The sequence below is a fragment of the Catenibacillus scindens genome (assembly GCF_014202115.1).
GTDB classification, from domain to species: Bacteria; Bacillota; Clostridia; order Lachnospirales; family Lachnospiraceae; genus Catenibacillus; species Catenibacillus scindens.
This window is the reverse complement of the sequence record NZ_JACHFW010000008.1, coordinates 62,720-87,691: the sequence shown is the minus strand read 5'-3', so window position 1 is coordinate 87,691 and position 24,972 is coordinate 62,720. Positions and strand designations below refer to the sequence as shown.

Annotated in this window: 26 protein-coding genes; 21 read left to right on the top strand and 5 right to left on the bottom strand. The window is 45.8% G+C overall.

Annotated elements, in window-relative coordinates; all coding sequences use genetic code 11:
* Positions 1-50: 50 nt before the first annotated feature.
* On the bottom strand, positions 51-623 hold the full coding sequence (locus tag HNP82_RS10695; RefSeq protein ID WP_183774349.1) for a xanthine phosphoribosyltransferase: 573 nt from the start codon (positions 621-623) through the stop codon (positions 51-53).
* A gap of 277 nt (positions 624-900) precedes the next feature.
* Between HNP82_RS10695 and HNP82_RS10690 the strand changes: the two genes are divergently transcribed.
* The 3 genes from HNP82_RS10690 to HNP82_RS10680 all read left to right on the top strand — a co-directional run bounded on the left by HNP82_RS10690 (position 901) and on the right by HNP82_RS10680 (position 4,419).
* Positions 901-1,941 carry a GH39 family glycosyl hydrolase gene (locus HNP82_RS10690; RefSeq protein WP_207720606.1) on the top strand — a complete coding sequence of 347 codons (1,041 nt, stop codon included), beginning with the start codon at positions 901-903 and terminating at the stop codon, positions 1,939-1,941.
* A 168-nt stretch (positions 1,942-2,109) separates the two neighbouring features.
* Positions 2,110-2,790: a response regulator transcription factor gene (locus HNP82_RS10685; RefSeq protein ID WP_183774344.1), complete on the top strand. Its 681-nt coding sequence runs from the start codon at positions 2,110-2,112 to the stop codon at positions 2,788-2,790.
* Between the two features lie 33 nt (positions 2,791-2,823).
* Positions 2,824-4,419, top strand: coding sequence for a sensor histidine kinase (locus HNP82_RS10680; protein ID WP_183774341.1), 1,596 nt, complete (start codon positions 2,824-2,826; stop codon positions 4,417-4,419).
* A gap of 82 nt (positions 4,420-4,501) precedes the next feature.
* Here the strand turns inward: HNP82_RS10680 and HNP82_RS10675 are convergent, their stop codons facing one another.
* A complete protein-coding gene (locus HNP82_RS10675; RefSeq protein ID WP_183774338.1) occupies positions 4,502-4,717 on the bottom strand; it encodes a DUF6465 family protein in 216 nt (71 codons plus the stop codon).
* A gap of 332 nt (positions 4,718-5,049) precedes the next feature.
* On the opposite strand from HNP82_RS10675, the gene hisH reads away from it, so the two are divergent.
* The 5 genes from hisH to HNP82_RS10650 all read left to right on the top strand — a co-directional run bounded on the left by hisH (position 5,050) and on the right by HNP82_RS10650 (position 8,996).
* Complete coding sequence (gene hisH / locus HNP82_RS10670) at positions 5,050-5,655, top strand: imidazole glycerol phosphate synthase subunit HisH (RefSeq protein WP_183774335.1); 606 nt, start codon at positions 5,050-5,052, stop codon at positions 5,653-5,655.
* 9 nt (positions 5,656-5,664) lie between these two features.
* Positions 5,665-6,426, top strand: coding sequence for an imidazole glycerol phosphate synthase subunit HisF (gene hisF / locus HNP82_RS10665; protein WP_183774332.1), 762 nt, complete (start codon positions 5,665-5,667; stop codon positions 6,424-6,426).
* Between the two features lie 18 nt (positions 6,427-6,444).
* The gene (locus HNP82_RS10660) at positions 6,445-7,140 is read left to right on the top strand and encodes a uracil-DNA glycosylase (protein WP_183774329.1); all 696 of its coding nucleotides are present in this window, start codon (positions 6,445-6,447) and stop codon (positions 7,138-7,140) included.
* On the top strand, positions 7,133-7,984 hold the full coding sequence (locus tag HNP82_RS10655; RefSeq protein ID WP_183774326.1) for a Cof-type HAD-IIB family hydrolase: 852 nt from the start codon (positions 7,133-7,135) through the stop codon (positions 7,982-7,984). The genes HNP82_RS10660 and HNP82_RS10655 overlap by 8 nt, the downstream gene beginning before the upstream one ends.
* Before the next feature lie 178 nt (positions 7,985-8,162).
* Positions 8,163-8,996, top strand: coding sequence for a PHP-associated domain-containing protein (locus HNP82_RS10650; protein ID WP_183774323.1), 834 nt, complete (start codon positions 8,163-8,165; stop codon positions 8,994-8,996).
* A gap of 46 nt (positions 8,997-9,042) precedes the next feature.
* On the opposite strand, the gene HNP82_RS10645 is transcribed toward HNP82_RS10650, so the two are convergent.
* The gene (locus tag HNP82_RS10645; RefSeq protein ID WP_183774320.1) at positions 9,043-9,624 is read right to left on the bottom strand and encodes a TVP38/TMEM64 family protein; all 582 of its coding nucleotides are present in this window, start codon (positions 9,622-9,624) and stop codon (positions 9,043-9,045) included.
* Positions 9,625-10,160: 536 nt separating this feature from the next.
* Between HNP82_RS10645 and HNP82_RS10640 the strand changes: the two genes are divergently transcribed.
* From HNP82_RS10640 to HNP82_RS10580, 13 genes are all read left to right on the top strand, one after another.
* Positions 10,161-10,376: a FeoA family protein gene (locus HNP82_RS10640; RefSeq protein ID WP_183774316.1), complete on the top strand. Its 216-nt coding sequence runs from the start codon at positions 10,161-10,163 to the stop codon at positions 10,374-10,376.
* A 13-nt stretch (positions 10,377-10,389) separates the two neighbouring features.
* On the top strand, positions 10,390-10,611 hold the full coding sequence (locus HNP82_RS10635) for a FeoA family protein (RefSeq protein WP_183774314.1): 222 nt from the start codon (positions 10,390-10,392) through the stop codon (positions 10,609-10,611).
* A gap of 167 nt (positions 10,612-10,778) precedes the next feature.
* On the top strand, positions 10,779-12,968 hold the full coding sequence (gene feoB / locus HNP82_RS10630; protein ID WP_183774311.1) for a ferrous iron transport protein B: 2,190 nt from the start codon (positions 10,779-10,781) through the stop codon (positions 12,966-12,968).
* Positions 12,969-13,098: 130 nt separating this feature from the next.
* Positions 13,099-13,602 carry a transcriptional repressor gene (locus HNP82_RS10625; protein ID WP_330599540.1) on the top strand — a complete coding sequence of 168 codons (504 nt, stop codon included), beginning with the start codon at positions 13,099-13,101 and terminating at the stop codon, positions 13,600-13,602.
* 173 nt (positions 13,603-13,775) lie between these two features.
* Positions 13,776-14,186, top strand: coding sequence for a YbaN family protein (locus HNP82_RS10620; protein WP_183774308.1), 411 nt, complete (start codon positions 13,776-13,778; stop codon positions 14,184-14,186).
* Positions 14,170-14,526: a nitrous oxide-stimulated promoter family protein gene (locus HNP82_RS10615; RefSeq protein WP_183774305.1), complete on the top strand. Its 357-nt coding sequence runs from the start codon at positions 14,170-14,172 to the stop codon at positions 14,524-14,526. The genes HNP82_RS10620 and HNP82_RS10615 overlap by 17 nt, the downstream gene beginning before the upstream one ends.
* Positions 14,519-16,255: an ABC transporter ATP-binding protein/permease gene (locus tag HNP82_RS10610; RefSeq protein WP_183774302.1), complete on the top strand. Its 1,737-nt coding sequence runs from the start codon at positions 14,519-14,521 to the stop codon at positions 16,253-16,255. The genes HNP82_RS10615 and HNP82_RS10610 overlap by 8 nt, the downstream gene beginning before the upstream one ends.
* Before the next feature lie 29 nt (positions 16,256-16,284).
* A complete protein-coding gene (locus HNP82_RS10605; protein ID WP_183774537.1) occupies positions 16,285-17,946 on the top strand; it encodes an amino acid ABC transporter ATP-binding/permease protein in 1,662 nt (553 codons plus the stop codon).
* A 543-nt stretch (positions 17,947-18,489) separates the two neighbouring features.
* Entirely contained in the window at positions 18,490-18,777 is a 288-nt protein-coding gene (locus HNP82_RS10600; RefSeq protein ID WP_183774298.1) for a DUF6110 family protein, read from the top strand.
* A gap of 32 nt (positions 18,778-18,809) precedes the next feature.
* On the top strand, positions 18,810-20,891 hold the full coding sequence (locus HNP82_RS10595) for a heavy metal translocating P-type ATPase (RefSeq protein WP_183774295.1): 2,082 nt from the start codon (positions 18,810-18,812) through the stop codon (positions 20,889-20,891).
* A gap of 278 nt (positions 20,892-21,169) precedes the next feature.
* Entirely contained in the window at positions 21,170-21,763 is a 594-nt protein-coding gene (locus HNP82_RS10590; RefSeq protein ID WP_183774291.1) for a DUF3793 family protein, read from the top strand.
* Entirely contained in the window at positions 21,760-22,191 is a 432-nt protein-coding gene (locus HNP82_RS10585; RefSeq protein WP_183774288.1) for a flavodoxin, read from the top strand. Before HNP82_RS10590 ends, HNP82_RS10585 begins: the two co-directional genes overlap by 4 nt.
* An 81-nt stretch (positions 22,192-22,272) precedes the next feature.
* Positions 22,273-22,557, top strand: coding sequence for a DUF2325 domain-containing protein (locus HNP82_RS10580; protein ID WP_183774534.1), 285 nt, complete (start codon positions 22,273-22,275; stop codon positions 22,555-22,557).
* A gap of 4 nt (positions 22,558-22,561) precedes the next feature.
* On the opposite strand, the gene HNP82_RS10575 is transcribed toward HNP82_RS10580, so the two are convergent.
* On the bottom strand, positions 22,562-24,163 hold the full coding sequence (locus HNP82_RS10575) for a sensor histidine kinase (RefSeq protein WP_183774284.1): 1,602 nt from the start codon (positions 24,161-24,163) through the stop codon (positions 22,562-22,564).
* Entirely contained in the window at positions 24,144-24,845 is a 702-nt protein-coding gene (locus tag HNP82_RS10570) for a response regulator transcription factor (RefSeq protein ID WP_183774281.1), read from the bottom strand. Before HNP82_RS10570 ends, HNP82_RS10575 begins: the two co-directional genes overlap by 20 nt.
* Between the last annotated feature and the right edge of the window lie 127 nt (positions 24,846-24,972).

Sequence of the window (24,972 nt, the reverse complement as noted above, 5' to 3'; positions counted from 1 at the left end):
ACCGTCCCTTCTTCCGGATTGTCTTTTGGGCTCGACCATGAGCTGAAGCGTTATTTTACAAATTCGATAATGCCCTCGTCTAAGCGGGCGATTCTGGCTAGAGAGTACACATCGTAGCCCTGATCCAGAAGCTTTTGCCGGCCTTTCTGAAAGGATTTTTCGATGAGAATACCGATGCCGGCAATCTTTGCCCCGGCGGCTTTTGCCAGGCGGACAGCTCCGGTGGCAGCCTCTCCGTTAGCAAGAAAATCATCAATAATCAGGACGGTATCCGATGGATTTACATAATCCAGGGAAAGGGTCAGTTCATAGCTTGTCCCCTTGGTAAAGGACGTAATATTGGTCTGAGCCACATTTCCGTTGAGAATTTTAGATGTCTGTTTTTTAAGGATGATCATTGGGACATTTAAATGCATGGCTGTGTAAACAGCGGGAGCGATGCCGGAACTTTCAATGGTCAGAACTTTGGTCACGCCGGCGTTTTTGAAATGACAGGCAAATTCCCTGCCGATGGCGTCCATAAGCACAGGGTCTACCTGATGATTAATAAAACTGTCCACTTTCAGAGTGGATGAGTTCAGTGCCCTGCCCTCAGCAAGGATCTTATCTTCTAATAATTTCAAACATCTCACCTCAAAAATCATTGTATTGACTCATTATAGCACAGAATATGTCGAAATGGAAAGAAAAAAACATAAAGCAAAGTAGATAAAAGAAGATTAAAAAAAGATAAAAAAATATCAGTTATAACAACATTATTGGTGAATAAAATACCTATTAACGTAAAAAGTGCATGAAAAATATCAAAAAGTGCTGATGATTTTATGCATATAATCAAATATACTATAATCATTCAATAAAAACCCTGATGGTTTAGCTAAAGCAGATTTTAAATTGGGGATGGGAGAGTGGAGAAATTATATTGACGAAATGATCTGCAGGTATCTGAGAGATTTTGCGGTGCTGGCGGAGACTGTGCGGGGATTTGGTACCAATATCAAGGTTGGCGGCGGCGGCTTTTCCCTGCGCTTTGGGAAAGAACAGTTTGAAGAATTGATCCGGCGCTGGGCAAAAATAGATCAGAGACCCTCATTTATTTCTATGTACATCTATCCCTATGCCAGAAAAAATTCTGACATGTGCCTGAATAATCATGTGATGCGGGACGGATATATGAAATCCTGCCTTGAGTTTGCCGCAGAGGTTATGGCCAGAGAAGGTCTGAATGTGCGTCTGACAGTCACTGAGTGGAATTGTACGGTTTTTAACCGAAATATTATCAATGATACGGTTTATAAAGGGGCCTGGATTGTAAAAAATGTGCTGGAATGTATGAATCTGGCTGATGTTCTGGCTTATTGGACGGGATCAGATCTATACGCGGAGTATATTGACCAGACACCCTGTTTAAGCGGCAGTGTGGGTCTTCTCACCAGAGAGGGGATAAGAAAACCGGCCTGGTATGCCATTAATTTTTTAAACTGTCTGGAGCGCTTTATTTGTAAAAAAACGGAAAATGTTATTGTTACCAGGGGGAAATATCATAATTACAGAATTCTCTGCCATCATTATAAATCTCCCGATTACCGGTATTATCTTAAAAGAGAAGATGAAATCTCCCCTGAGGAGGCGGAGGTATTCTTTTCCGGCGGGCGTCATTCTTTAAGGCTATATTTTGAACTGCCTGTACTTTTCCAAAATACGTACCGGCTTAAATTTTTGCGGGTGAATAAAAACAGCGGGAGCGTTCTTGACGAGTGGATCGCCATGTCCGTGCCCCAATATATGGACAGTGAGGATACAGCATATCTGAAAATGCGTTGTACGCCACATATGACTGTCCGCACATATAAAGAAAACAATGGAAAGATCGCTTTTACAACCATACTGGAGCCCAATGAGATACAATTGATCTTTGTGGAATGCCAGGGGCGTATTTAGGGAAAATCCTTTGTTTTGAAAATTTTTTTCGCTGCCTTTATTTTTTTGCGGAAATTCACAGTAGATACATAATTATTTTGTATACTAATAAGAAGAAAAACAGGTAAGGCCCCGGCGCTGTGTTTTGCCAGGGCCTTACAAAAAGTAGGATTCAGGTGAGGTGCAGCCATGGATAATTTAAAGATACTTGTGGTGGATGATGAAAGCCGTATGCGGAAACTGGTGAAGGATTTCCTGTCCAAGAAAGGCTTTGAAGTTATTGAAGCGGAAAACGGGGAACAGGCGGTGGATATTTTCTTTGAGACAAAAGATATCGCCCTGATCCTTCTTGACGTAATGATGCCTAAAATGGATGGCTGGGAAGTGTGCCGGGAGATCCGGAAAATGTCTCAGGTACCTATTATTATGCTGACGGCGAAAAGTGATGAAAAAGATGAACTGTTAGGCTTTGAACTTGGCGTTGACGAGTACATTACAAAACCTTTCAGCCCCAAGATTCTTGTGGCGAGGGTGGAGGCGATTTTGCGCCGGAGCAATGCCATTGGCCCTGATGATATTATTGAAGCGGGGGGCATCCGTCTCAATAAAGCGGCCCATGAGGTAACTGTGGACGGGGAACCGGTAGAGCTGAGTTTTAAGGAATTTGAGCTGCTGTCCTATTTTGTGGCAAATCAGGGGGTGGCTCTGTCCAGGGAGCGTATCTTAAATAATGTGTGGAATTATGATTATTTCGGTGACGCCAGGACGATTGATACCCATGTGAAAAAGCTTCGCAGCAAGCTGAAGGATAAGGGCGAGTACATTAAGACAATCTGGGGCATGGGGTATAAGTTTGAAGTGTCAAAATAAAGGGAAAAGTACAATACAGGAAGGTGGATACCCATGCATAAATCATTGCGATTAAAGCTGACCCTTATGCTTATGGTAATTGTGCTGGGAATTGTCATATGTAGTACGCTGATCAGCGGATTATTTCTGGGCGATTTTTATATGATGGGAAAGCAAAAAGGGCTGATCGAGACATATAACGACGTAAACCGGCTGTATATGGTCAGCGGCGCCGTGACCCAGGAGGCGGAAGGGTTTCCTTCGGATAACCCGAATACGGATTTTTCCCAGATTCTAGGGGAAGATTTTGAAAACAGTCTGGAACGGATGAGTGAGGGCAGAGGGACATCCATCGTTATTTTCAGAACCTATGATCTTAGTATGTTTAACGGGACGATTTATGCCCAGACCATTTATTCTTCCATGGGAACACAGGATAATGGGGATGAACAGAATAAAATGGTTCAGGATTACTGGGACGCCCAGAGCAATGAGCAGACGGAAACATTAAGGACAACAGCCAAATATCAGATCCAGAAAATGTATGTCCAGCGTCTTGGCAACGATTATCTTTATCTGTCTGCCAGTCTGGACAACGGGGACCGAATACTAATCCGATCATCAATTGACAGTATGGAGCGCAGCGTAAATCTGTCCAACCAGTTTTATCTGTATATCTCTCTGTTTATGCTGGTGGCTGGCACAGTGGTGGTTTACATTATTTCGAGAAGCTTTACCCAGCCCATACTCACTCTGGCTCAGATTGCCACACGGATGGCCCAGTTAGATTTTACCACCAAATACCGGGTTAACCGTCAGGATGAGATTGGAGTCCTTGGGAACAGTATGAACTATCTGTCATCTACTTTGGAGACAACGCTGGGCGAGCTGAAACTGGCCAATGCCAAACTTAAAAAAGATCTGGAAAAGCAGACCCAGATTGATAATATGAGGACGGAATTTCTTTCTAATGTGTCCCATGAATTGAAAACGCCTATTGCCCTCATTCAGGGATATGCGGAAGGACTTATGGAAAATATTAACGACGATGAGGAAAGCCGGAATTTTTACTGTGAAGTTATTGTAGATGAGGCGGCGAAAATGAACAACATTGTGAAGAAGCTTCTTGATCTTAATCAGCTTGAGTTCGGAGAAAATAATCTGAATATGGAACATTTTGATGTGGTTTCTGTGGTGGAAAACCTGCTGTCCAGTTCTGATATTCTGTTTAAACAAAAACAGGTGACTCTGGATTTTGACGCCAGGGAACCCGTTTATGCCTGGGCGGATGTGTACACTGTCGAGGAAGTATTTAATAATTATCTCTCCAACGCATTTAACCATGTGGATGGGGAGAAGATTATCCGTGTTCGTATCGTTAAAGATCAGCAGCATGTGAGGGTATCGGTGTTTAATACCGGAACGCCTATACCGGAAGAGGATTTGCCGAAAATTTGGGGCAAGTTTTATAAAGTGGATAAAGCCCACACAAGAGAGTATGGCGGCAGCGGCGTCGGTCTGTCTATTGTGAAGGCAAGTATGGATCTTCTGGGGCAGAACTATGGCGTGTTCAACCATGAGGATGGGGTTGAATTCTGGTTTGAGCTGGACGCTACTACAGGCGTGGACATATCCCCGGCAGGAGAATAAAAAATGCCGGCAGTGTTCCGAAAAGGACGCTGTCGGCTTTTCACATATTTATGTATTTGAGATTAGTCAGCACTTTGATAGATTACGCCTCTTCCAGTTCAGGAAGTGTCAGTTTGCCAGATACGGTTTCATTAACAACATAGTAAACAGAGTTTTCTTCCGGTTTTACATAGAGATTTAAAGTATTAATATCTTTAATCTTGTTGCCGGCGTTTACCCAGATCTCTTTGACTTTGGCGATCAGAGCTTTATCCTCTGTCTGATTCTGGCCATATTCAACAAATAATGTTGTCTTCATGTTAATCCTCCTTAAAGAAATCAATAAAGATAATTGATAATGCTATCATAGTATAAATCAGAGCCCTTTGCAAATATTTCTTTAAATATGTGTGTAAAATCCTTCGTAAAAGTAACGAAGAACATAAAAAATATATATTGAATTTCAAAATATTTTCGTGTTTTGAAGAGCAAAACTTATCAAAGTATTGTCAAAATGAATCAAAAAAATCTGGATGGAGAGAAAATTATGCGCGAATCGTAGAAAAAGCGGATGAAATTTATAAACTTTCCAGAAGGACTGTAAAAATCATAAAAAGTCAGGTAGAATAGACACAAAGGAGTTGGTCATTAATGATTGCAATTATAGACTATGACGCAGGAAATTTAAAAAGTGTAGAAAAAGCCCTTCAGTTTCTCGGTGAGACTGCTGTGATCACCAGGGACAGGGATGTGATACTCAGCGCTGAAAAAGTGGTACTCCCAGGTGTAGGCGCTTTTGGCGACGCTATGGATAAGCTTCACCGTTTTGGCCTTGTCAATACCATTTACGATGTTGTAGATAAAAAAATTCCCTTTTTAGGCATCTGCCTTGGATTGCAGCTTATGTTTTCCGGGAGCGAGGAAAGCCCTGGGGTGGCCGGACTCGGTCTTTTAAAGGGCGAGATCGTAAAAATACCGCCGGTCGACAGTTTAAAGATCCCTCATATGGGATGGAACTCCATTGATCTTAGGCCCGGCACAAAGCTGTTTCGCGGGATTGATCCGGGAAGCTATGTTTACTTTGTCCATTCCTATTACCTGAAAGCGGAGCATGAGGAAGATGTGGCGGCAAAGACCTTTTATGGCGTGGAAATTCACGCCGCAGTGGAGCATGAGAACCTGTTTGCCTGCCAATTTCACCCGGAAAAGAGCAGTGAAGTGGGATTAAATATACTGAAGAATTTTGCATCGTTATAGGAGGCGGCTATGTTTACAAAGAGAGTCATTCCCTGCTTGGATGTCAATGGCGGGAGAGTTGTGAAAGGTGTAAATTTTGTTAATTTAAGAGACGCCGGTGATCCTGTGGAGATTGCCGCGGCTTATGATAAAGCCGGCGCCGATGAGCTGGTCTTTTTGGATATTACAGCGTCCAGCGATCAGAGAAATACAGTGGTAGATCTGGTCCGAGAGGTGGCCGCGAAAGTATTTATCCCTTTTACTGTAGGCGGAGGTATTCGTACTGTGGAAGATTTCCGTGTGCTTTTGCGGGAAGGCGCGGATAAAATTTCTATTAATTCTTCTGCCATTAATACGCCGTCACTGATCAGCCAGGCAGCGGAAAAGTTTGGCAGTCAGTGTGTAGTTGTGGCTATTGACGCCCGCCGCCGTGAAGATGGCAGCGGATGGAATGTTTACAAGAACGGAGGTCGCATTGACACCGGACTGGATGCTGTTGAGTGGGCCATCAGGGCCAACGCTCTGGGTGCCGGCGAGATCCTTCTGACCAGTATGGACTGCGACGGTACGAAAAACGGCTATGATCTTGAACTGACAAGAACCATTGCCGAAAATGTGTCGATCCCGGTGATCGCCTCCGGCGGTGCTGGCCAGATGAGCCATTTTTATGACGCTCTCACTGAAGGAAAAGCGGATGCTGTCCTTGCGGCTTCGCTGTTTCATTACAAAGAAATGGAGATCTGTGATCTGAAAAAATATCTTCGCGGCCGCGGCGTTTCCGTTCGGCTGTGATGTTACGGAGGAAAGACCATGGCAATGATCACCAATGACTGGCTTGAAGTGATGGAGCCGGAATTTAAAAAGCCTTACTATGCCCGTTTATATAAATTTGTCAAAAATGAATATATGACCCATGTGGTTTATCCTCCGGCGGAGGAGATCTTTAACGCTTTTCATTTTACGCCCCTTCATAAGGTGAAAGTGGTTATTCTCGGACAGGACCCCTATCACAATGTGAATCAGGCTCACGGGCTGAGTTTCTCTGTGAAGCCTCAGGTCCGGGAACTGCCGCCGTCCCTGGTAAATATTTTTCAGGAACTTCACGATGATTTGGGATGCTATGTCCCGGACAACGGATATCTTAAAAAATGGGCGGATCAAGGGGTTCTTATGCTCAACACAGTCCTGACAGTGAGAGCCCATCAGGCCAATTCCCACCAGGGAATGGGGTGGGAACAGTTTACTGACGCTGTCATTGAAGCAGTGAATGCTCTGGATCGCCCGGTGGTGTTTATTTTGTGGGGACGGCCGGCCCAGCAGAAAGCGGCGATGCTGACCAATCCAAAGCATCTTGTCCTGAAATCTCCCCACCCAAGCCCTCTGTCGGCCTTCCGGGGATTTTTCGGGAGCCGGCCTTTCAGTAAGACCAATGCTTTTCTGGAAAGCCATGGGGAAACGCCCATTGACTGGCAGATTGAAAATATCGGAGGCCGGGAACATGAATGAGAAGATGGATATACGCATGATCGGCCTGGATCTGGACGGAACCGTATTTAATGACGCCAAGGAGATCACTCCCGGCGTCCGCCAGGCAATCTCTCAGGCCATAAATCAGGGCGTTGTAGTTCTTCCCGCCACAGGCCGGCCTGTGGGAGGTCTGCCTCAGGCATTTCTTGACATTCCGGGGGTCCATTACGCCTTAACAAGTAACGGGGCGGCAGTGGTGGATCTTTGTACCGGCCGGAGGCTCTATGAAAATTGTATAGACAAAGATTTTGCCGCGGGAATGGTGACGGATATGCTGGAGTTTAAAGGTCTGGCGGAATGCTATATGGACGGCAAATGCTATACAGACCGGAAAAATTATGAAAATGCTGACAATTTTTCTTTTGTACCTCAGTCCCTTCTTGAATATATTAGAAAGACACGGATTCCAAAAGATGACCTGGCTGGCTATATAAGAGAACAGCCCTTTGGGGTGGAGAAGCTGCATATGATTTTTGGCGATATGAAGATCCGGGATGACGCTTTTATGAAAATGAAAGAAAAATATCCGGACTACAATATTACCAACGCATCATCCTTCAATATGGAAATCAACGCGCCTACATGTGATAAGGGCAGTGGACTTCTGGCTCTGGGCCGGATTTTGGGTATAAAGAGGGAACAGATCATGGCCTGCGGAGATTCCGGCAACGATCTTCCTATGATCCGGGCTGCGGGCTTTTCTGTGGCTATGGCCAACGGGGAGGAGAAGATCCGTCAGGCTGCGGATTTTATTACAAAGGCCAATACAGAGGACGGGGTGGCCTGGGCTATCCGAAAATTCGTCCTGAAAGGCGGTCTGTAACTCTGTTTTCCGAGCTTCTGCTATGTTTAAAGACCGGTTGTAACAGTTTGGTTCCCTTCTGATGGCTGAACTGCTACAACAGATTTGTTTTGAGCGTTGTAAAAAATCGAAAAAAGAGGTATAGTATAAATAGGGGAACACGGTCCTGGAAAGTAAGTCAGGGAAGGGAGTGTGTGTAATGAAGATTGATATGCATTGCCATACAAAAGAGGGATCTTTAGATGGAAAGGTGCCTATTGAGGAATATATAAAATCATTGAAGCGCCAGGGGTTTGGCGGAATGCTCGTCACGGATCATGATTCTTACGGCGGCTACCGCCAGTGGAAGAACCATATTAAAGGGCGCCGCCACGAAGATTTCAAAGTTTTTAAAGGGGTTGAATACGACACAGTGGACGCAGGGCATATTATTGTGATCATGCCAGAGAGCATAAAACTGCGGCTTTTGGAATTGAGAGGAATTCCTGTACAGATGCTCATCCCTATTGTCCACAATTATGGGGGGATTCTAGGCCCGGCTCATCCATGCGGTGAGAAGTTTATGAGCTTTATGAATGCTAAAGCCTATAAGCGGAATCCGGACATATTAAAAGAGTTTGATTTTATGGAAGTTTTTAACGCCTGCGAACCTTTGGAAGTCAACGAGAAGGCTCGCAGGATTGCGGCAGAGTATAATCTTCCGGGAACGGGGGGCAGTGATGCCCATAAGCTGGACTGTATCGGTCTGGCCTACACAGAAGTACCCGATGATATCTGCCGGGAATCCCAGTTGATTGACTTTATTAAGAGCAGGAAGCCTATCACCTGCGGCGGAAGTATTTACACTAATACGACCAAAGAGAAGATGGGAAAGGCAAAAACCGTGATTACTCATTCTTTTTGGATCTACAATAAGATTGGCGGATGGAGCAAAGCCTTTAAGCGGAGCAGCAAATTGAAAAACGGATATGTGGAACGGGTGGATGTTCCGGGAAATAATGACAAATCCAGGCCGAACCACTCCACAACATAACAAAAATTTTGAAAGCCGGATGGAGCCAAGTCTTTATCCGGCTTTCTTAAAAGAACATGGTAAACAGGTTAAATCCTACACTGTATCCAATGAGAGATACTGGGCGGCATAAAAGAATAATCAATGTAAAACGTTTCAGAGACATGTCCGACAGTCCGGCAAGCATACACAATACGTCATCTGGGAAAAATGGAAGGAATATGGCGGCGGCAAAGAGGAGATGGAAACGCTTTCCTCGCTCCAGCCAGCCGATATATTTGTTGTAGTGATCTTCAGAAATCAGTTTTAAAATCAGTTTCTTACCGTATTTTCGGACTAAGAGGAAGCTGATGACCGATCCGGCCACCATACCGGCGTAGCTGTATATAAATCCCCACACCGGGCCAAAGACGACAACGCTGATAAGGCTGGTTACTCCGCCGGGGAGAATGGGGATCACCACCTGGATGGTCTGAATCAGCAAAAAGATAATAGGCGCGGCAATGCCGGCCTGAGAAAGAAATATTTCAAGATTGTCTCTGGATGAAAAAAGACCGGATGCCGCAGCGACGGCGGCAATGATGATCAGGACTGAAAGTCCTGCGATAGTTATAGCATTTCTTCGCACAAAGGCGACAGCAGCGGTCATCTTTGGATACCTCCTTAATTTCTTTTTGAACAATTATTTTATAGTAAACGATAAATGTATTTGTCGTTTACTATATATTAACATATCCAATATCTGATTTATATATCAAAACCTTAAAGAATTATTTCATTTTTTATAAATATTTTTCATGGCTGCCGCGGGATGGGCGGTCTGCAAGCAGCCTGTCTGTCTTTGTTTTGAGACTGGCCGCCGCGCGATGCGCGGCAATATTATATAATGAAAGCCACGGATGGCTTTGTGCAGAGGCACTCCCGCCATCCTACCCGTATTCGTACTTTTCGGTCTGCCTACGGCATCCCTCGTACTCATACGGGTTAGCGTCTCTAAAACAAAGACAGCCTAGTCTGCAAGCAGCCTGTCTGTCTTTGTTTTGAGACTGGCTTTCGTTATAAATGATAAAAAATATCATTAACATATATTGACAATTTGATTTTGTTAGAATATACTAACCATTGTAAGAAAGAGATGAAAATGATTATCAATACCTTTTAGTACTTGCAGAAAGAAGATGAGATATGATGCCTTTAACATTGGCAAAGACCGGTGAAGAAGCTGTGATCCGCAAGGTGGGCGGCAAAGAAGAAACACGCCGGTTTCTGGAAAATCTTGGTTTTGTAGCTGGCGCGATAGTTACGGTGGTATCTGATATTGGCGGAAATCTTATCGTCAATGTGAAGGACGCCCGTGTGGCTATCGGTAAAGATATGGCTAATAAAATAATGGTAGGATAAGAGGTGCAAAGACATGAAAACATTAAAGCAGGTTCCCTGCGGCCAGACGGTCAAGGTGACTAAATTAACCGGTGAAGGCCCGGTAAAGCGCCGCATTATGGATATGGGTATTACAAAAGGCGTTGAGATCTTTGTGCGCAAAGTCGCCCCTTTGGGAGATCCCATTGAGATCACCGTGAGAGGTTATGAACTTTCAGTGCGCAAAGCGGACGCGGAAATGATCCAGGTGGAATAGTTTCCATTGCCGCGGCGGCGGCAAAATTTTTTGGGATTGAGTTAGTGTATTCTAATTAACGATATCTAAATTAATACATATACCGCTGGTTTTGCAAGAATTTTAGCAGACGGCGGTCCTAATTGGAAAATTATATTGCCATTGGCAGAAAAGAGGTAGGAGAGTCAATGAAAATTGCGTTAGCGGGCAATCCCAACAGTGGAAAGACCACGTTGTTTAATGCTCTGACAGGATCTAATCAGTTTGTCGGCAACTGGCCCGGCGTTACTGTAGAAAAGAAAGAAGGTAAACTCAAAGGCCACAAAGATGTGGTTATTATGGACCTTCCGGGAATTTATTCCCTCTCACCATATACGCTGGAAGAAGTAGTAGCCAGAAATTATCTTATTAATGAAAGGCCGGATGCCATCTTAAATATTATTGATGGAACCAACCTTGAACGTAATCTTTATTTATCCACACAGTTGATGGAGCTGGGAATCCCTATGGTTATGGCTGTCAATATGATGGATATCGTTAAAAAAAGCGGCAATAAGATCCATCTCGACAAGCTGAAACAAAAGCTTGGCTGTGAAGTTGTGGAAATATCCGCCTTAAAAGGCACGGGGGTTAAAGAAGCGGCAGAGAAAGTAATCCAGGTTGCAAAGCGTAAGACGGCTGTCCCCCCGGTACATAAGTTTGCGGCGGAAGTGGAAGACGTTCTGGATTCCATCGAGACAAAACTGGGAAGCGGTGTCCCGGAAGAGCAGAAACGGTTCTTTGCCATTAAACTTCTAGAAAAAGACGACAAGATCGGTATGCAGATGAAACAGGCACCGGATGTCAGTGATGAAATAAAATATATTGAGAAAGAGATGGATGACGATACAGAGAGTATTATCACCAATGAACGCTATGTTTATATTTCTTCCATCATTGATGAGTGCTATACGAAAGTAAATACTAAAGAAAAACTGACAGTTTCAGATAAAATTGACCGTGTTGTTACTAACCGTTTCCTAGCCCTGCCAATTTTTGCGGCGGTTATGGTCATTGTTTACTATGTTTCAGTGACAACTGTAGGGACATGGGCCACAGACTGGGTCAATGACGGCGTGTTTGGCGATGGCTGGCATTTGTTTGGCATTGAAAGCCTTTATATCCCCAGTATTCCTGAACTGATTGGAAACGGACTTGCCGCCATCGGCTGCGCGGATTGGCTGTCCGGACTGATTCTTGACGGTATTGTTGCCGGTGTCGGCGCGGTATTAGGCTTTGTTCCTCAGATGCTTGTGCTTTTCATCTTCCTGGCATTTTTGGAATCCTGCGGTTACATGGCCAGAGTCGCTTTTATCATGGACCGTATTTTTCGTAAATTTGGTCTCTCCGGAAAGTCCTTTATTCCTATGCTTATCGGAACCGGATGCGGCGTTCCCGGCGTTATGGCTTCACGTACCATCGAAAATGACCGTGACCGTAAGATGACCGTTATGACCACTACATTTATCCCCTGTGGCGCTAAAATGCCGATCATTGCTTTGATTGCCGGCGCTTTGTTTGGCGGAGCCTGGTGGGTAGCGCCCAGCGCTTACTTTGTAGGTATTGCGGCCATCATCTGCTCTGGTATTATCTTGAAGAAAACAAAAATGTTCGCGGGCGATCCGGCGCCTTTTGTTATGGAACTTCCTGCTTACCACTGGCCAACTGTAGGAAATGTACTGCGGAGCATGTGGGAGCGGGGCTGGTCCTTCATTAAAAAGGCCGGTACCATTATTCTTTTATCAACCATTGTTGTGTGGTTCACTACATACTTCGGATGGGTGGACGGACAGTTCCGTATGCTTGAAGATATGGAACTTGATCACAGTATCCTGGCCACCATTGGAAACGCCATCGCTTGGATTTTCGCACCTCTTGGCTGGGGCAACTGGAGAGCGGCTGTGGCAGCGATCACAGGTCTTGTGGCCAAGGAAAATGTTGTCGGCACCTTTGGTATTCTTTACGGTTTTGCTGAGGTTGCGGAAGACGGCGCCGAGTACTGGGGCGCTCTTGCAGGAAGTATGACTGCCGTGGCGGCTTACTCTTTCCTCACATTCAACCTTCTGTGTGCGCCGTGCTTTGCAGCTATGGGCGCTATTAAGAGAGAAATGAACAGTGCCAAGTGGTTCTGGTTCGCTATCGGCTATCAGACGCTTCTGGCCTATGTCGTATCTCTGTGCGTATACCAGATCGGCACATTGATCACTACAGGTGCTTTCGGCGTAGGTACTGTTGTGGCTTTCCTCTTAGTGATCGTATTTATTTACCTCCTTGTACGTCCGTACAAAGAGAGCAATACATTAAATATCAGTGCTAAAGCAATGGCACGGGTAAAGTAAAAACGGCCTGTTGACGGGCTGAAAGAGAATGAAAAAACTGGAGCCTGCGCGAAAAAAGTGCGGGCTCCGGTTTTATAACGGCAGCGTGGCAGGCTCATGGCCGGCCCGGTTTTGAAATGGAGATGATAAGATGTCAGAGTGCCGGAAGGTCAAGGGGGAAGGGAAAGACTGCTGCAAAGAGAACGAATATCAGCGGACCCAGATGCAAAAAGAAATGATCATTGAAAAACTAAAGGAACACGGCGGGCGTATTACAAAGCAGCGCCTGATGCTTTTAGATATTATCCTGGAAAATGAATGCTCCAGTTGTAAAGAAATCTTTTATAAGGCATCAAAAATTGACCGCAAGATCGGGACGGCCACGGTTTACCGCATGATCAATGCCCTGGAAGACATCGGCGCTATTAGCAGAAAAAACATGTACCGGGTCGCCTATTCATCAGAATGCGCCATGGAGGACGCCTGTACTGTCGTTTTAGACGACGCGACAACCTATCATCTGTCCGCGAAAATGTGGAACAAGGTTGTCCAGGAAGGTCTTAACGCCTGTGGCTTTGCCAAAAATCAGAAACTTGTTTCTATTACATTCAAGACCTGCTCGCGGGTCTTGGCGCGGGATTCGGGGCAGCTTTAGCTGACATCTTCCTTACAGAATCCCTGTGCATCCTAAGCGGAGCGTTTATCAGATGGGGGATTGACTCCCGCCACTGATACGAGTTTGTTATACTCGCCGCCTGCAGAGGCTGGAGTCTTCCCCCATCTGATAAAACCATGTGAATGTGACATCAACTATAAAAAGGAGTGACTATGAAAAAAATTATTAACGGACTTTGTATTATTTTGGGATTTTTATGTATCGGCCTTGGGGTTGTGGGAATTATCCTTCCTGTTCTCCCGGCGACGCCATTTCTTATCCTGGCGGCGGTTTTGTTTGCCAAAGGTTCTACCCGGTTCCACCGGTGGTTTATTCAGACAAAACTCCATAAAAACTATGTAGAGCCGGCCATGGGGAAACGGGCTATGGACCGGGGAGCCAAGGTCAAAGCATTGATTACTTTGTTTATTATCTTTTCTGTCAGCTTTATCCTGGTGCCTATATGGTTTGTAAAGATCATTATCCTTGCCGTGGCATTATTCCATTTTTACTATTTTGGTTTTAAGATAAAAACAGCCGCCGTCAGGCAGGAGGAGGTCAGAGACTATGGTAAAAGGAGCTGATTCTCCTGAAATTGCCAAAAAGAGGGAGCAGGAAAAGGCGACCATGGAAATTATGGTCCGTATTTACTGCCGGGGCAGCCGCCATAAACGGACAGGGGAGCTTTGCCCTGAATGTGAAGCTCTTTTATCCTACGCCAACAGCCGGACGGATAGTTGTCCTTTTATGGAGACCAAAACATTTTGCAGCGCCTGCAAGGTTCACTGCTATTCGCCGAAAATGCAGGAAAAAGTCCGGCAGATCATGCGCTATTCCGGGCCGAGGATGCTTTTTGTCCATCCGGTGATAGCCCTGCGTCATATGAAAATCACTTTACAAAACAGGAGAAAATCACATGTTTAATCAACGTCTGATGAAGGAGTTTAAAGAAAATCAGAAGTACGTTGCCGGCATGGTTGTGACCTTATGGGTCACTCTGATGGCCAACGTACTTCTGATTTATTTTGCCGCTCTTTTTATGGAAAAAATGCTGAAAGGAGATGTTATTCTCAGTGATGGGGTCTGTCTTATCCTGATCCTGGCGGGGGTTTGGGTTCTGAGAGCTGTGATGAACACTTTAAACAGCCGCATGTCTTTTGCTGCCTCCTCCTCTGTTAAGCAGAGACTGAGAGAAAAAATCTACGGGAAGCTTATGGATCTGGGAGCATCCTATCGGGAATCTGTGTCGTCGTCGGAGGCTGTTCAGATCAGCACGGAAGGTGTGGAACAGCTTGAAATTTATTTTGGAAAATATGTTCCCCAGTTTTTTTACAGTCTGCTGGCGCCGCTGACATTGTTCGTCATCGTAGGGACAATGACTTTAAAAGTGGCGGTTGTTTTGCTGATCTGTGTTCCTCTGATCCCACTGGCTATTGTGGCGGTGCAGAAGTTGGCGAAAAAAATGCTGGCAAAATACTGGGGAACCTACACCCATCTGGGGGATTCATTCCTCCAGTGTCTCCAGGGACTGACAACTCTGAAAATTTATCAGGCTGATGAACACTACAGCAAAAAGATGGACCAGGAGTCGGAGACATTCAGAAAAGTCACTATGCGTGTGCTGATCATGCAGTTAAATTCCATCAGCATTATGGATCTGGTGGCCTACGGCGGCGCAGCAGCCGGCATCATCCTGGCAATTTTAGAGTGCAGGGCGGCAAACATCGGCCTTGGTCAATGTCTGTTTATCATCCTGGTCAGTGCTGAATTTTTCCTGCCCCTGCGACTGTTAGGTTCTTTTTTCCATATTGCCATGAACGGAAACGCCGCGGCAAACAAAATTTTCAACCTCCTGGACCGTCCTTCCAAGGTTCATAGCGGGGAAGAGAAGATCAAAGGCTCAGACATTGTCTTTGATCAGGTATCTTTTGGCTATGACCAGGAAAAGGAAGTCCTTCAGAAAATCTCTTTCAGTGCTGAAGATCATTCTTTTACGGCGCTGGTAGGCGTGTCCGGCTGCGGGAAGAGTACGATTGCTTCTTTGATCATGGGGGCCTATTCCGGGTATACCGGTCAGATCTGCGTTGGCGGGATACCTATTGAAAATATAAATGAGGGAAGTCTGTACAAAAAAGTGACCCGGATCTGCCATGACAGCTATGTGTTTGGGGGAACGGTGGAAGAAAACCTGAGAATGGGAAATCCGGGGGCGGAGCAGGAACAGCTTTACAGAGCCTTAAAAGAGGTGGATCTTTACGAAACGATCATGGAGAAGGGCGGGCTGTCCATGGTGATCGAAGAAAAAGCTGCCAATTTATCCGGCGGGCAAAAACAGCGCCTCTGTTTGGCTCGTGCCATTCTCCACGACAGCGATATTTATATTTTTGACGAGGCTACTTCAAATATTGACGCGGAAAGTGAAAATAAGATCATGGAAGTGGTGGAGCGCCTGGCAAAAACAAAGACGGTGATTTTAATTTCCCATCGCCTGGCCAATGTGGTCCGGGCGGACAAGATCCTTGTCCTCAAAGAGGGAAAAATTACAGAACAGGGAACACACCGGGAACTTGTGAATGCTGGCGGCTACTACAGCCAGATCTTTAACCGGCAGAAAGAACTTGAAAATTATTCGGGAAAGGCGGTGGCGCTGTGAATCATCAAAGAAGAAGCGGACTGAAAGTTATGGCCGGGCTCATCGGCATGGTCAGGCCTCTGCTGGGTTTTATGGCACTGGCTATCATTTTGGGGTGCGCCGGCAATCTGATGGCCACATTTATTACTGTTCTTGGCGGCTACGGACTTCTCACCGCCGCAGGATTTTATGATGGAAATCTGGGACAGATCATTTTGGTGATCATTGTTTTTGCTGTGGTCCGGGGGTTCCTTCGTTATGGGGAGCAGGCCAGCAATCATTTTATCGCCTTTAAGCTGCTGGCCCGCATCCGCCATAAAGTATTCGCAGCCCTCCGCCGGCTGGCGCCGGCCAAGCTTGACGGCAGTGATAAAGGCAATCTCATCGCTATTCTTACAAGCGATATTGAACTTCTGGAAGTATTTTACGCTCACACCATATCTCCCATTGCCATTGGCGTGATTACATCGGCTGTTATGATCGCCTTTATGGCCTGCCTCCATCCGGCAGCGGCTGTCCTGGCGGCGGTCTTTTATGTGATCACAGGTCTGGTCATCCCTGTAGTCAACAGCCGCCTGGGAGGAGCGGACGGAGTAAAATACCGGGATCTCTTTGGCCGGCTGAATACAGTTGTTCTGGACAATCTCTACGGCCTGGATGAAATTCTCCAGTATGGCGGCCAAAAAGAGCGTATGGGCCATATGAATGAAAAAAGTGAAAGCCTTGAAAAAATTTCTCTGAGGCTGAAAAAAAGGGAGAATACCCAGAAGATTGCCACAGACTGGGTGATCCTTGCCGCAGGTATTCTTCAGGCGGCAGTCTGCGCGGCCTTTGTGATGTCTGGGCAGATGGAAGGAGCCGACGGTGTCATCGCCGTGATTGCCATGATGAGTTCCTTCGGGCCGGTGGCGGCCCTGTCCTCCCTGTCAAACAACCTTACCCAGACTTTGGCTGCGGGAAAACGGGTGCTGTCACTGCTGGAAGAATCGCCACAAGTACAGGAAGTGGTTGGTGGCGCGGCTCCCGGAAACGGGGCTATCCATTGCGATCATGTGTCCTTTGCCTACAGGACGGCAGGGGAAAAGGACAAAAAGGGGGAAAAGGTAAAAACAGGTGAAAAACCAAAAATAGTGTTGGAAGATTTTTGTCATGATTTTGCACCGGGGATGATCCACGGTATTCTTGGAAAAAGCGGTTGCGGTAAATCTACTCTCCTTAAACTGATGATGCGTTTTTATGAGACGGATTCCGGGACAATATCTTACGGCGGTGAGGATGTCAACCGGATTACCACATCGAATTTAAGGCGCCATGTGGCCTATGTCACCCAGGAGATCTTCCTTTTTCATGATACTATTGAGAATAATATTAAGGTAGCAAAACTTTCCGCTTCCAGGGAGGAGGTCATTGCCGCGGCGAAAAAGGCGTCAATCCACGATTTCATTCAGTCCCTTCCTGGCGGCTATGAGACAAAGCTTTCCGAGCTTGGGGACAGTATTTCCGGGGGAGAGCGTCAGCGTATCGGCATCGCCAGGGCATTTTTGCACAACAGCCCGGTAATCTTCCTGGATGAGCCTACAAGTAATATCGACAGTTTAAATGAGGGGATGATATTAAAAAGCCTGAATGAGGAGAAAGAGGACAAGACGATCATTCTTGTATCCCATCGGGCGTCCACCATGGGAATCGCGAAAAATGTGGTGAGAATGTGAAAAACGATAAGATTTCTCAATAAAGCAGGTTAGAATTGACTTCTGACAATGAGAATCCTATAGTAATTCATAAGAACATGGCCATGTTGCGCGGCGCCAGTACCACGGAGACTGTCCGGTCTGCAGACAACTCGCCGGTCTTGTTTTTAGACTGGCTTTCATTGTAAATTTAAGGACTAAGGAAGTGATTTTTTAGTGAAACATCATAAATTTTGGGCTTGGGCAATGCTCATATCATTTATTATGGTTATGTATACCGGCTACAAGCACAAATAACAGAGCCGCTAAAGCAGCTCTCATACATATTGTGACAGTTCAGCCCGCTCATTCCTGATGGCTGAACAAGAGAATGTAACAGTTCAGCGCGCGCCATTCGCAAAATCGCGCTAATGCGCTGACCCGCGGCTGCGCCGCTCTTTTGCTCATGATCGGGCGCTCCACTTATCAGGAATGAGGCGGTCTGATTCTTATGCAAGCATAAATCATCCCGCCCATTCCTGATGGCTGAACTGTTACTACATATTTTTTACAGGAGGCAGAAAAATGATTGATATTTCCAAATTAAAATGTTTAGGTATTTTTGCGGGAGGTGTGCTTTTTGGAACGGCTGGGATTAAGCTGCTCTCCAGCAAAGACGCTAAGAAAGTGTATACAAATTGTACAGCAGCAGCTCTTCGGGCGAAAGACTGTGTGATGAAAACAGCCACCACTGTTCAGGAGAACGCTGAGGATATTCTCGCCGAGGCGAAGATGATCAATGAGGAGAGAGCGGCGAAAGAGGCTGCCAGCGTTCAGGAAGATGAGTGCGATGAGCAGACTGTAGAAGAATAACAGACCGAAGCAGAATAATCGAGGTTTTTAATGTGAAATTTATCATTAAGCATGAAACAAAGGGCCGGATGCGTATACATCTGGCCCAGAATCATATGACCTGCAGACAGGCCGATATTTTACAATACTATTTAGAAAAAGTGAAAAATGTATCCCGTGTTAAAGTGTATGAATATACCTGTGACGCGGCGATTTATTTTACTGGCGCTCCGGAGACTGTGATCGGGGCGGTTAAGGCCTTTCACTATGAGTCGGCCCAGGTGCCGGAAAATGTTATAGAAAATTCCGGGAGAGCCCTGACCCACCAGTTTAAGGAACAACTGACTATGAAAGTGCTGTTCCATTTTGGCCGAAAATTACTGCTGCCCCGGCCACTTCGGATCGCCTACACAATCTTTAAGTCGGTAAAGTATATTTACCATGGGCTGAAATGTCTGTCCAAAGGAAGGCTGGAAGTTCCTGTGCTGGACGCCACCGCCATTGGCGTGTCCATGCTCCGGGGCGATTTTGACACCGCCAACTCTGTCATGTTTTTACTAGGTGTAGGGGAGATCCTAGAAGACTGGACCCATAAAAAGTCAGTCAGTGACCTGGCCCGGAGTATGTCTTTAAATATCAGAAACGTATGGCTTCTAAAAGACGGGCAGGAAGTCCTTGTTCCATCCCAGACCATTGAGCAGGGGGATGAGGTTGTAGTCCATATGGGTAATGTAATCCCATTCGACGGCTTAGTCACGGCCGGGGAAGGTATGGTCAACCAGGCGTCCATGACCGGTGAATCTATACCTGTGAAAAAAGAAAACGGCGGCTATGTCTACGCCGGGACTGTTGTGGAGGAAGGGGAACTGACAATTAAGGTAAAGGCTGTCTCCGGAGCCAACCGTTATGAAAAGATTGTTGCCATGATCGAGGATTCCGAAAAGCTTAAATCCGGATTAGAAAGCAAGGCGGAGCATCTGGCTGACCGGCTGGTGCCTTATACTCTCTTGGGAACCGGACTTGTAGGTGCCATCACCCGGAGTGCTACCAAAGCTCTGGCGGTACTTATGGTTGATTTTTCCTGCGCTCTGAAGCTGGCCATGCCTATCGCAGTTTTATCAGCAATCCGAGAGGCCGGCGACCATTATATGACAGTTAAAGGCGGAAAATATCTGGAAGCTGCGGCGGAAGCGACCACCATTGTCTTTGATAAAACAGGCACTCTGACCAACGCCTGCCCTACGGTGAAAGAAGTGGTGACCTTTGACGGACGAGATCCTGACGAAATGCTTCGCATCGCCGCCTGTTTGGAAGAACACTTCCCTCATTCTATGGCCAAGGCTGTGGTGGATGCCGCCCGGAAAAAACATCTGGAACATGAGGAAATGCATTCCAAAGTGGATTATATTGTAGCCCACGGCATTTCTTCTTTTATAGAGGACAAAAAAGTCATTATCGGCAGCTACCATTTTGTCTTTGAGGACGAAAAATCCGTGATTCCGCCAGGGGAGGAGAAACGTTTTGACAGCCTTTCTCCGGAGTATTCCCATTTATATCTGGCAGTAGAGCAGAAATTGGCAGCGGTGATTTGTATCGAAGATCCCATCCGGGAGGAAGCGGGCACTGTTGTCAAAGAACTGAAAGCCTGTGGTATTGATAAAATTGTTATGATGACAGGGGACAGCGAGCGCACTGCTGCGGCCATTGCCCGACAGGTTGGCATTGACGAATATTACTCGGAAGTGCTTCCCGAAGATAAGGCGGCATTTGTGGAAAGGGAAAAGTCCCTTGGACGAAAGGTGATTATGGTTGGGGACGGTATCAACGATTCTCCGGCGCTGTCCGCGGCAAATGTGGGCATTGCTATTAGCGATGGGGCCCAGATTGCCAGGGAGATTGCCGATATCACCATATCCGCCAACGACTTAAATGAGCTGGTGACGCTGAAACGTCTCAGCAACCTGCTCATGGTTCGTATTCAGAAAAATTACCGTCGTATTGTGGGGATCAACACCGCCCTGATCATTCTTGGCGTGGCCGGGGGGATCATGCCCACCACTTCGGCACTCCTTCACAATATGTCCACTCTGGCTATCAGTTTGAAGAGTATGGAAAATCTTCTTGAAAAAGAATAAAAAAACTTGTCGGTGTCAAAACTGTTTATAAAGAGTTTTGGCACCGTTTTATCAGATGTGGGAAGACTCCCGCCTCTATAGGCGGCGAGTATAACAAATTTGTATTAGTGGTGGGAGTCAATCCCCTATATGATAAACGCTCCGCTTAGGATGCGCAGGGATTCGGTTTTGATCTACTGATAATGAGAATTTGTTCTTATTAATCCCTATTGACGAATAACTGTGAATCCGCTAGTATATAAGCAAGTTAGTTATAGCTAACTAGCAAAGGAGGACACATGAGCGAAGATGTATTTCAGATTATAACCCATAAGGATATTAAAGCGCTGAAGATGCAGCTTGCCCTTCAGTGTTCTCCGGTTCTGGCCGGATTGAAAGTATCCAATCTGCTGATTGTCAGCAGTAAAGACGAAAATCATATAAGGCGGCTGTTTCGCAAAAGCTGTATTGAAGCAAGGCTGATCTGCAGGACAGAGACAAAAGCTACTTTTCTTCTCTACCGGAGAGATGAGCTGGAGGCCTATTTAAGACAGAGCCGGGTTTTAGCCCTGCTTTTATGGCTGGGTTATGATAAGACCTGCCTGGAAGACGTCCTGGATCTTTTTTGCCGGCGGTACACAGACTACTGTCAGCAAAAAAAAGATTTTCCTCATGAGATGGGGCTGATTCTGGGCTATCCCGCGGCAGATGTCTATGGTTTTATCATCAATAAAGGGAAAAATGATTTATATACCGGATATTGGAAAATCTATGATAATTTATCCGATACATTAAAATTATTTGAACAGTTCAATCGGGCGAAAGAATCTATGATCCGGCAGGTAGATGCCGGAGCCAGTTTTTCAGATATAATCAGGAGGAGTGCAGTATGAGTAAAATTTATGTTGTTTATTGGTCACAGACAGGAAATACCCAGGCGATGGCCGAAGCTTTGGGAGAAGGCATTGCCCAGGGCGGCAAGGAAGGAGAAGTTGTCGAAGTATCGGCGGCGTCTTTGGATGATCTTAAAGGCGTTCAGACTTTTGCTCTGGGATGCCCGGCTATGGGCGCGGAAGTGCTGGAAGAAATGGAAATGGAACCTTTTGTGGAGGAAGTGGAGAAGTTTGCAGCCGGCAAAAATATCGCTCTTTTTGGCTCCTACGGTTGGGGCGATGGCGAGTGGATGAGAGACTGGGAAGAGCGGATGAAGACCGCGGGGGCCAATCTTGTTGGCGGTGAAGGTCTGATTATCAACGAGGCGCCGGATGAGGACGGCCTGGAGAAGTGCCGGGACCTGGGACGCCTGCTTGCAGCTCTCTAAACAAAAGATACGGATGCTCCTGACGCCTTAAAATGGCGCCAGGAGCAACGGCAATGAAGTCAAAGGAGGAAGATGAAGATTATGAGTATTGTCATTGTAGGCGGCCATGACTGTATGGTGTGCCAATATAAAAAGATCTGCAAAAGCTATAACTGTAAAGCTAAAGTGTTTACACAGATGTCCGCCAAGCTTGGTAGCCAGATCGGAAAACCGGATCTGATCATTCTTTTCACAAACACAGTATCCCACAAAATGGCAAAATGCGCTGTGGCTGAGGCCAAAAAGTCCAATGCTCAGATCGTCCGCTGCCATACAAGCAGCGGAAGCGCTTTAAGTGAGATCCTTGAGAATGTCTGTTTGGCGTAAGGCATCAGGGGATGCTTTGACGGCTATAAGGGAAAGTTATTTTAAATTCTGTGGCATAGTGACTTTCTGTGGAAGGCACAAGTTGGATGTTTCCACCGTGAATCTCTACGATCTGCCGGACGATAGCAAGTCCAAGTCCGGTGCCGTCGCCGCTTGTCCGGGCTGCGCTTCCCGTAACAAATGGGGCAAACACCTGGTCCGAGATGTCTTTCGGGATACCGGTGCCGTTATCTGCCACTGTCAGACAGATAGCCTGGTCAGTGACATTCAGCGATACATAGATGGTAGTTTCCGGGGGATTATATTTTAAAGCATTTCCAATCAGGTTTTCTATAAGCCGGCGCAGTAATTTTTTGTCCCCGCAAAAATGAATGGGCGCATCCTGGATATCCACTTCCAGGAAACACTGGCTGTTTTCAATTTCGCTGTATTTTTCTGCCAAAATGCCGGAGATGTAGCCGGTAAGCTCAAGTTCCTCCATGTTTGCCTGGTACTGAGGATGTCCCATGCGCACATAGTCAAAGAGGGTGTCGATCAGCCCTGCAGCCAAGACAGAGCGGTTGTAAATGACCGACAGATATTTATCTTTTTTATCTTCCGGAATCATGTTTTCCATAAATGCCTTGGCGTAACCCTGGATCACTGTCAGGGGCGTTTTTAAATCGTGGGAAATATCTGTGATGATTCTCTGACGTTCTTTATAAATTTCTTCTTTTTCTTTCTGTACCTTTGTCAGACGATTTAAAAGCTGTGTAAAATTCTGAGTGATGGGCTGAAATTCCACAGGGACAGCGTGAGTGTCAATTTTAAAGGTTTGAGTTTTTTCATAATTTGCCACAGCCTCGTTTAGAGGGAGGAAAGATGACCGCACTTTTCTTGTAAACAAAAGACCTTCAATGAGAATTACAATGGCGATGAGCGGTATGGCCATGAGCCACATCCGGCTGGCCCGCCCCATGACCTTGTCGTAAGACTGGGCGGTCATCTGGGGAGAGATAAAGACCATGGCCCGGTATTCTCCAAGATCATTTTCATATTCATATTTAACAATATTTTTGTTGCTTGTGTAAATTCCCTGAAGCAGTTGAAACTCCTCCTGAGTCAGGGAATCTTTGTCTGAAAAAAGCTCACCTGAAAGAATATTCAGGTCTTCGTCAAGTGTACAGCTTCCTAAAATCCGTATCCGGCCGGTATCTGCGTCCTGTTCATTAAGGTTGATCAGATAGCAGGGCTGATTGTTTTCACAGTCTTTTTCATAGACGGAATAAAAAGTCCCGTCGCAGGAACTGATCACCACCAGATTTTCCGCACTGATTTTCTCGGTGATGGCCCGGTCTGAGGCATAGATCGTCCGGCCGTCCTCATCAAAGATAATGATATCGCAAATCCGGGTCAGCCTGGCGGGAATCTTTGAAAAATCATCTTTATTCACAACATCATCGTATTTCAGAAGATCTTCAATGACCGGGAAGGCGTTGGATAGCCGCGTCTGTATAAAGGAACTGATGATCATATATATAAGGAATAAAATCAGAGAATAGCCGAGAAAATGGACGGCGCATGTAAAAATAAAACTTTTCTGAAATCTAATTTTTCTTGCTTTCAATTTTGTAACCCAACCCCCTTATAGTTTTAATATACTGAGGTGATTCCGGATGGTCCTCGATTTTTGAGCGGATGTTGGAAATATGGACCATCATCGTATTGTCATCGTTTTCATAATAATCCCCGTTAATACATTCATAAAGCTGGGCTTTTGTAAATATCCGCTCAGGTGATTTCATAAGTACAGCCATGATTTTAAGCTCGGCGGGGGTCATGGGGAGCAGCTCGCCCTTCTTATATAAAAGAAACTTCTCTGTGTCAAATTCCAGATCTCCTACGATGAGACGGCTGCTCTCCTGGGAAGAGTTGGATGTCAGGGCATAGGCCCGCCGGACTGCGGCGTTGACCTGGGCCACGACAACCAGGGGATTAAATGGCTTTTTTATGTAGGCGTCTGCCCCAATATTTAATCCTAGAACTTCATCCTCATCCATAGTTTTTGCTGAAATGATAATGATGGGGAAGGATGTATTCTGGCGGATGGATTTAATAAACTGGTATCCATTCATTTTAGGCATCATAACATCCACCAGGGCAACATCAATTTTTTCTTCTCTGGCGATCTGTAAAGCGGTCTCCCCGTTATCCGCAGTAAAAATGTGGTAATCGCCGTTATCCAGATAAAGGGCCAGGAGCTGAGTAATATCTGGATCGTCTTCTGCGATTAAAAGGTTATATTTCATAAAATGGGGCCTCCTTATATCTGATAGTGAGGTTATTATAAGGGATAAATCTAAAATCCTTGGGTGCTTTCATCTTAAAATTCCTTAACAAATCTTTAGGTTCAGCTATAGGGTAAATAAAGGCAGG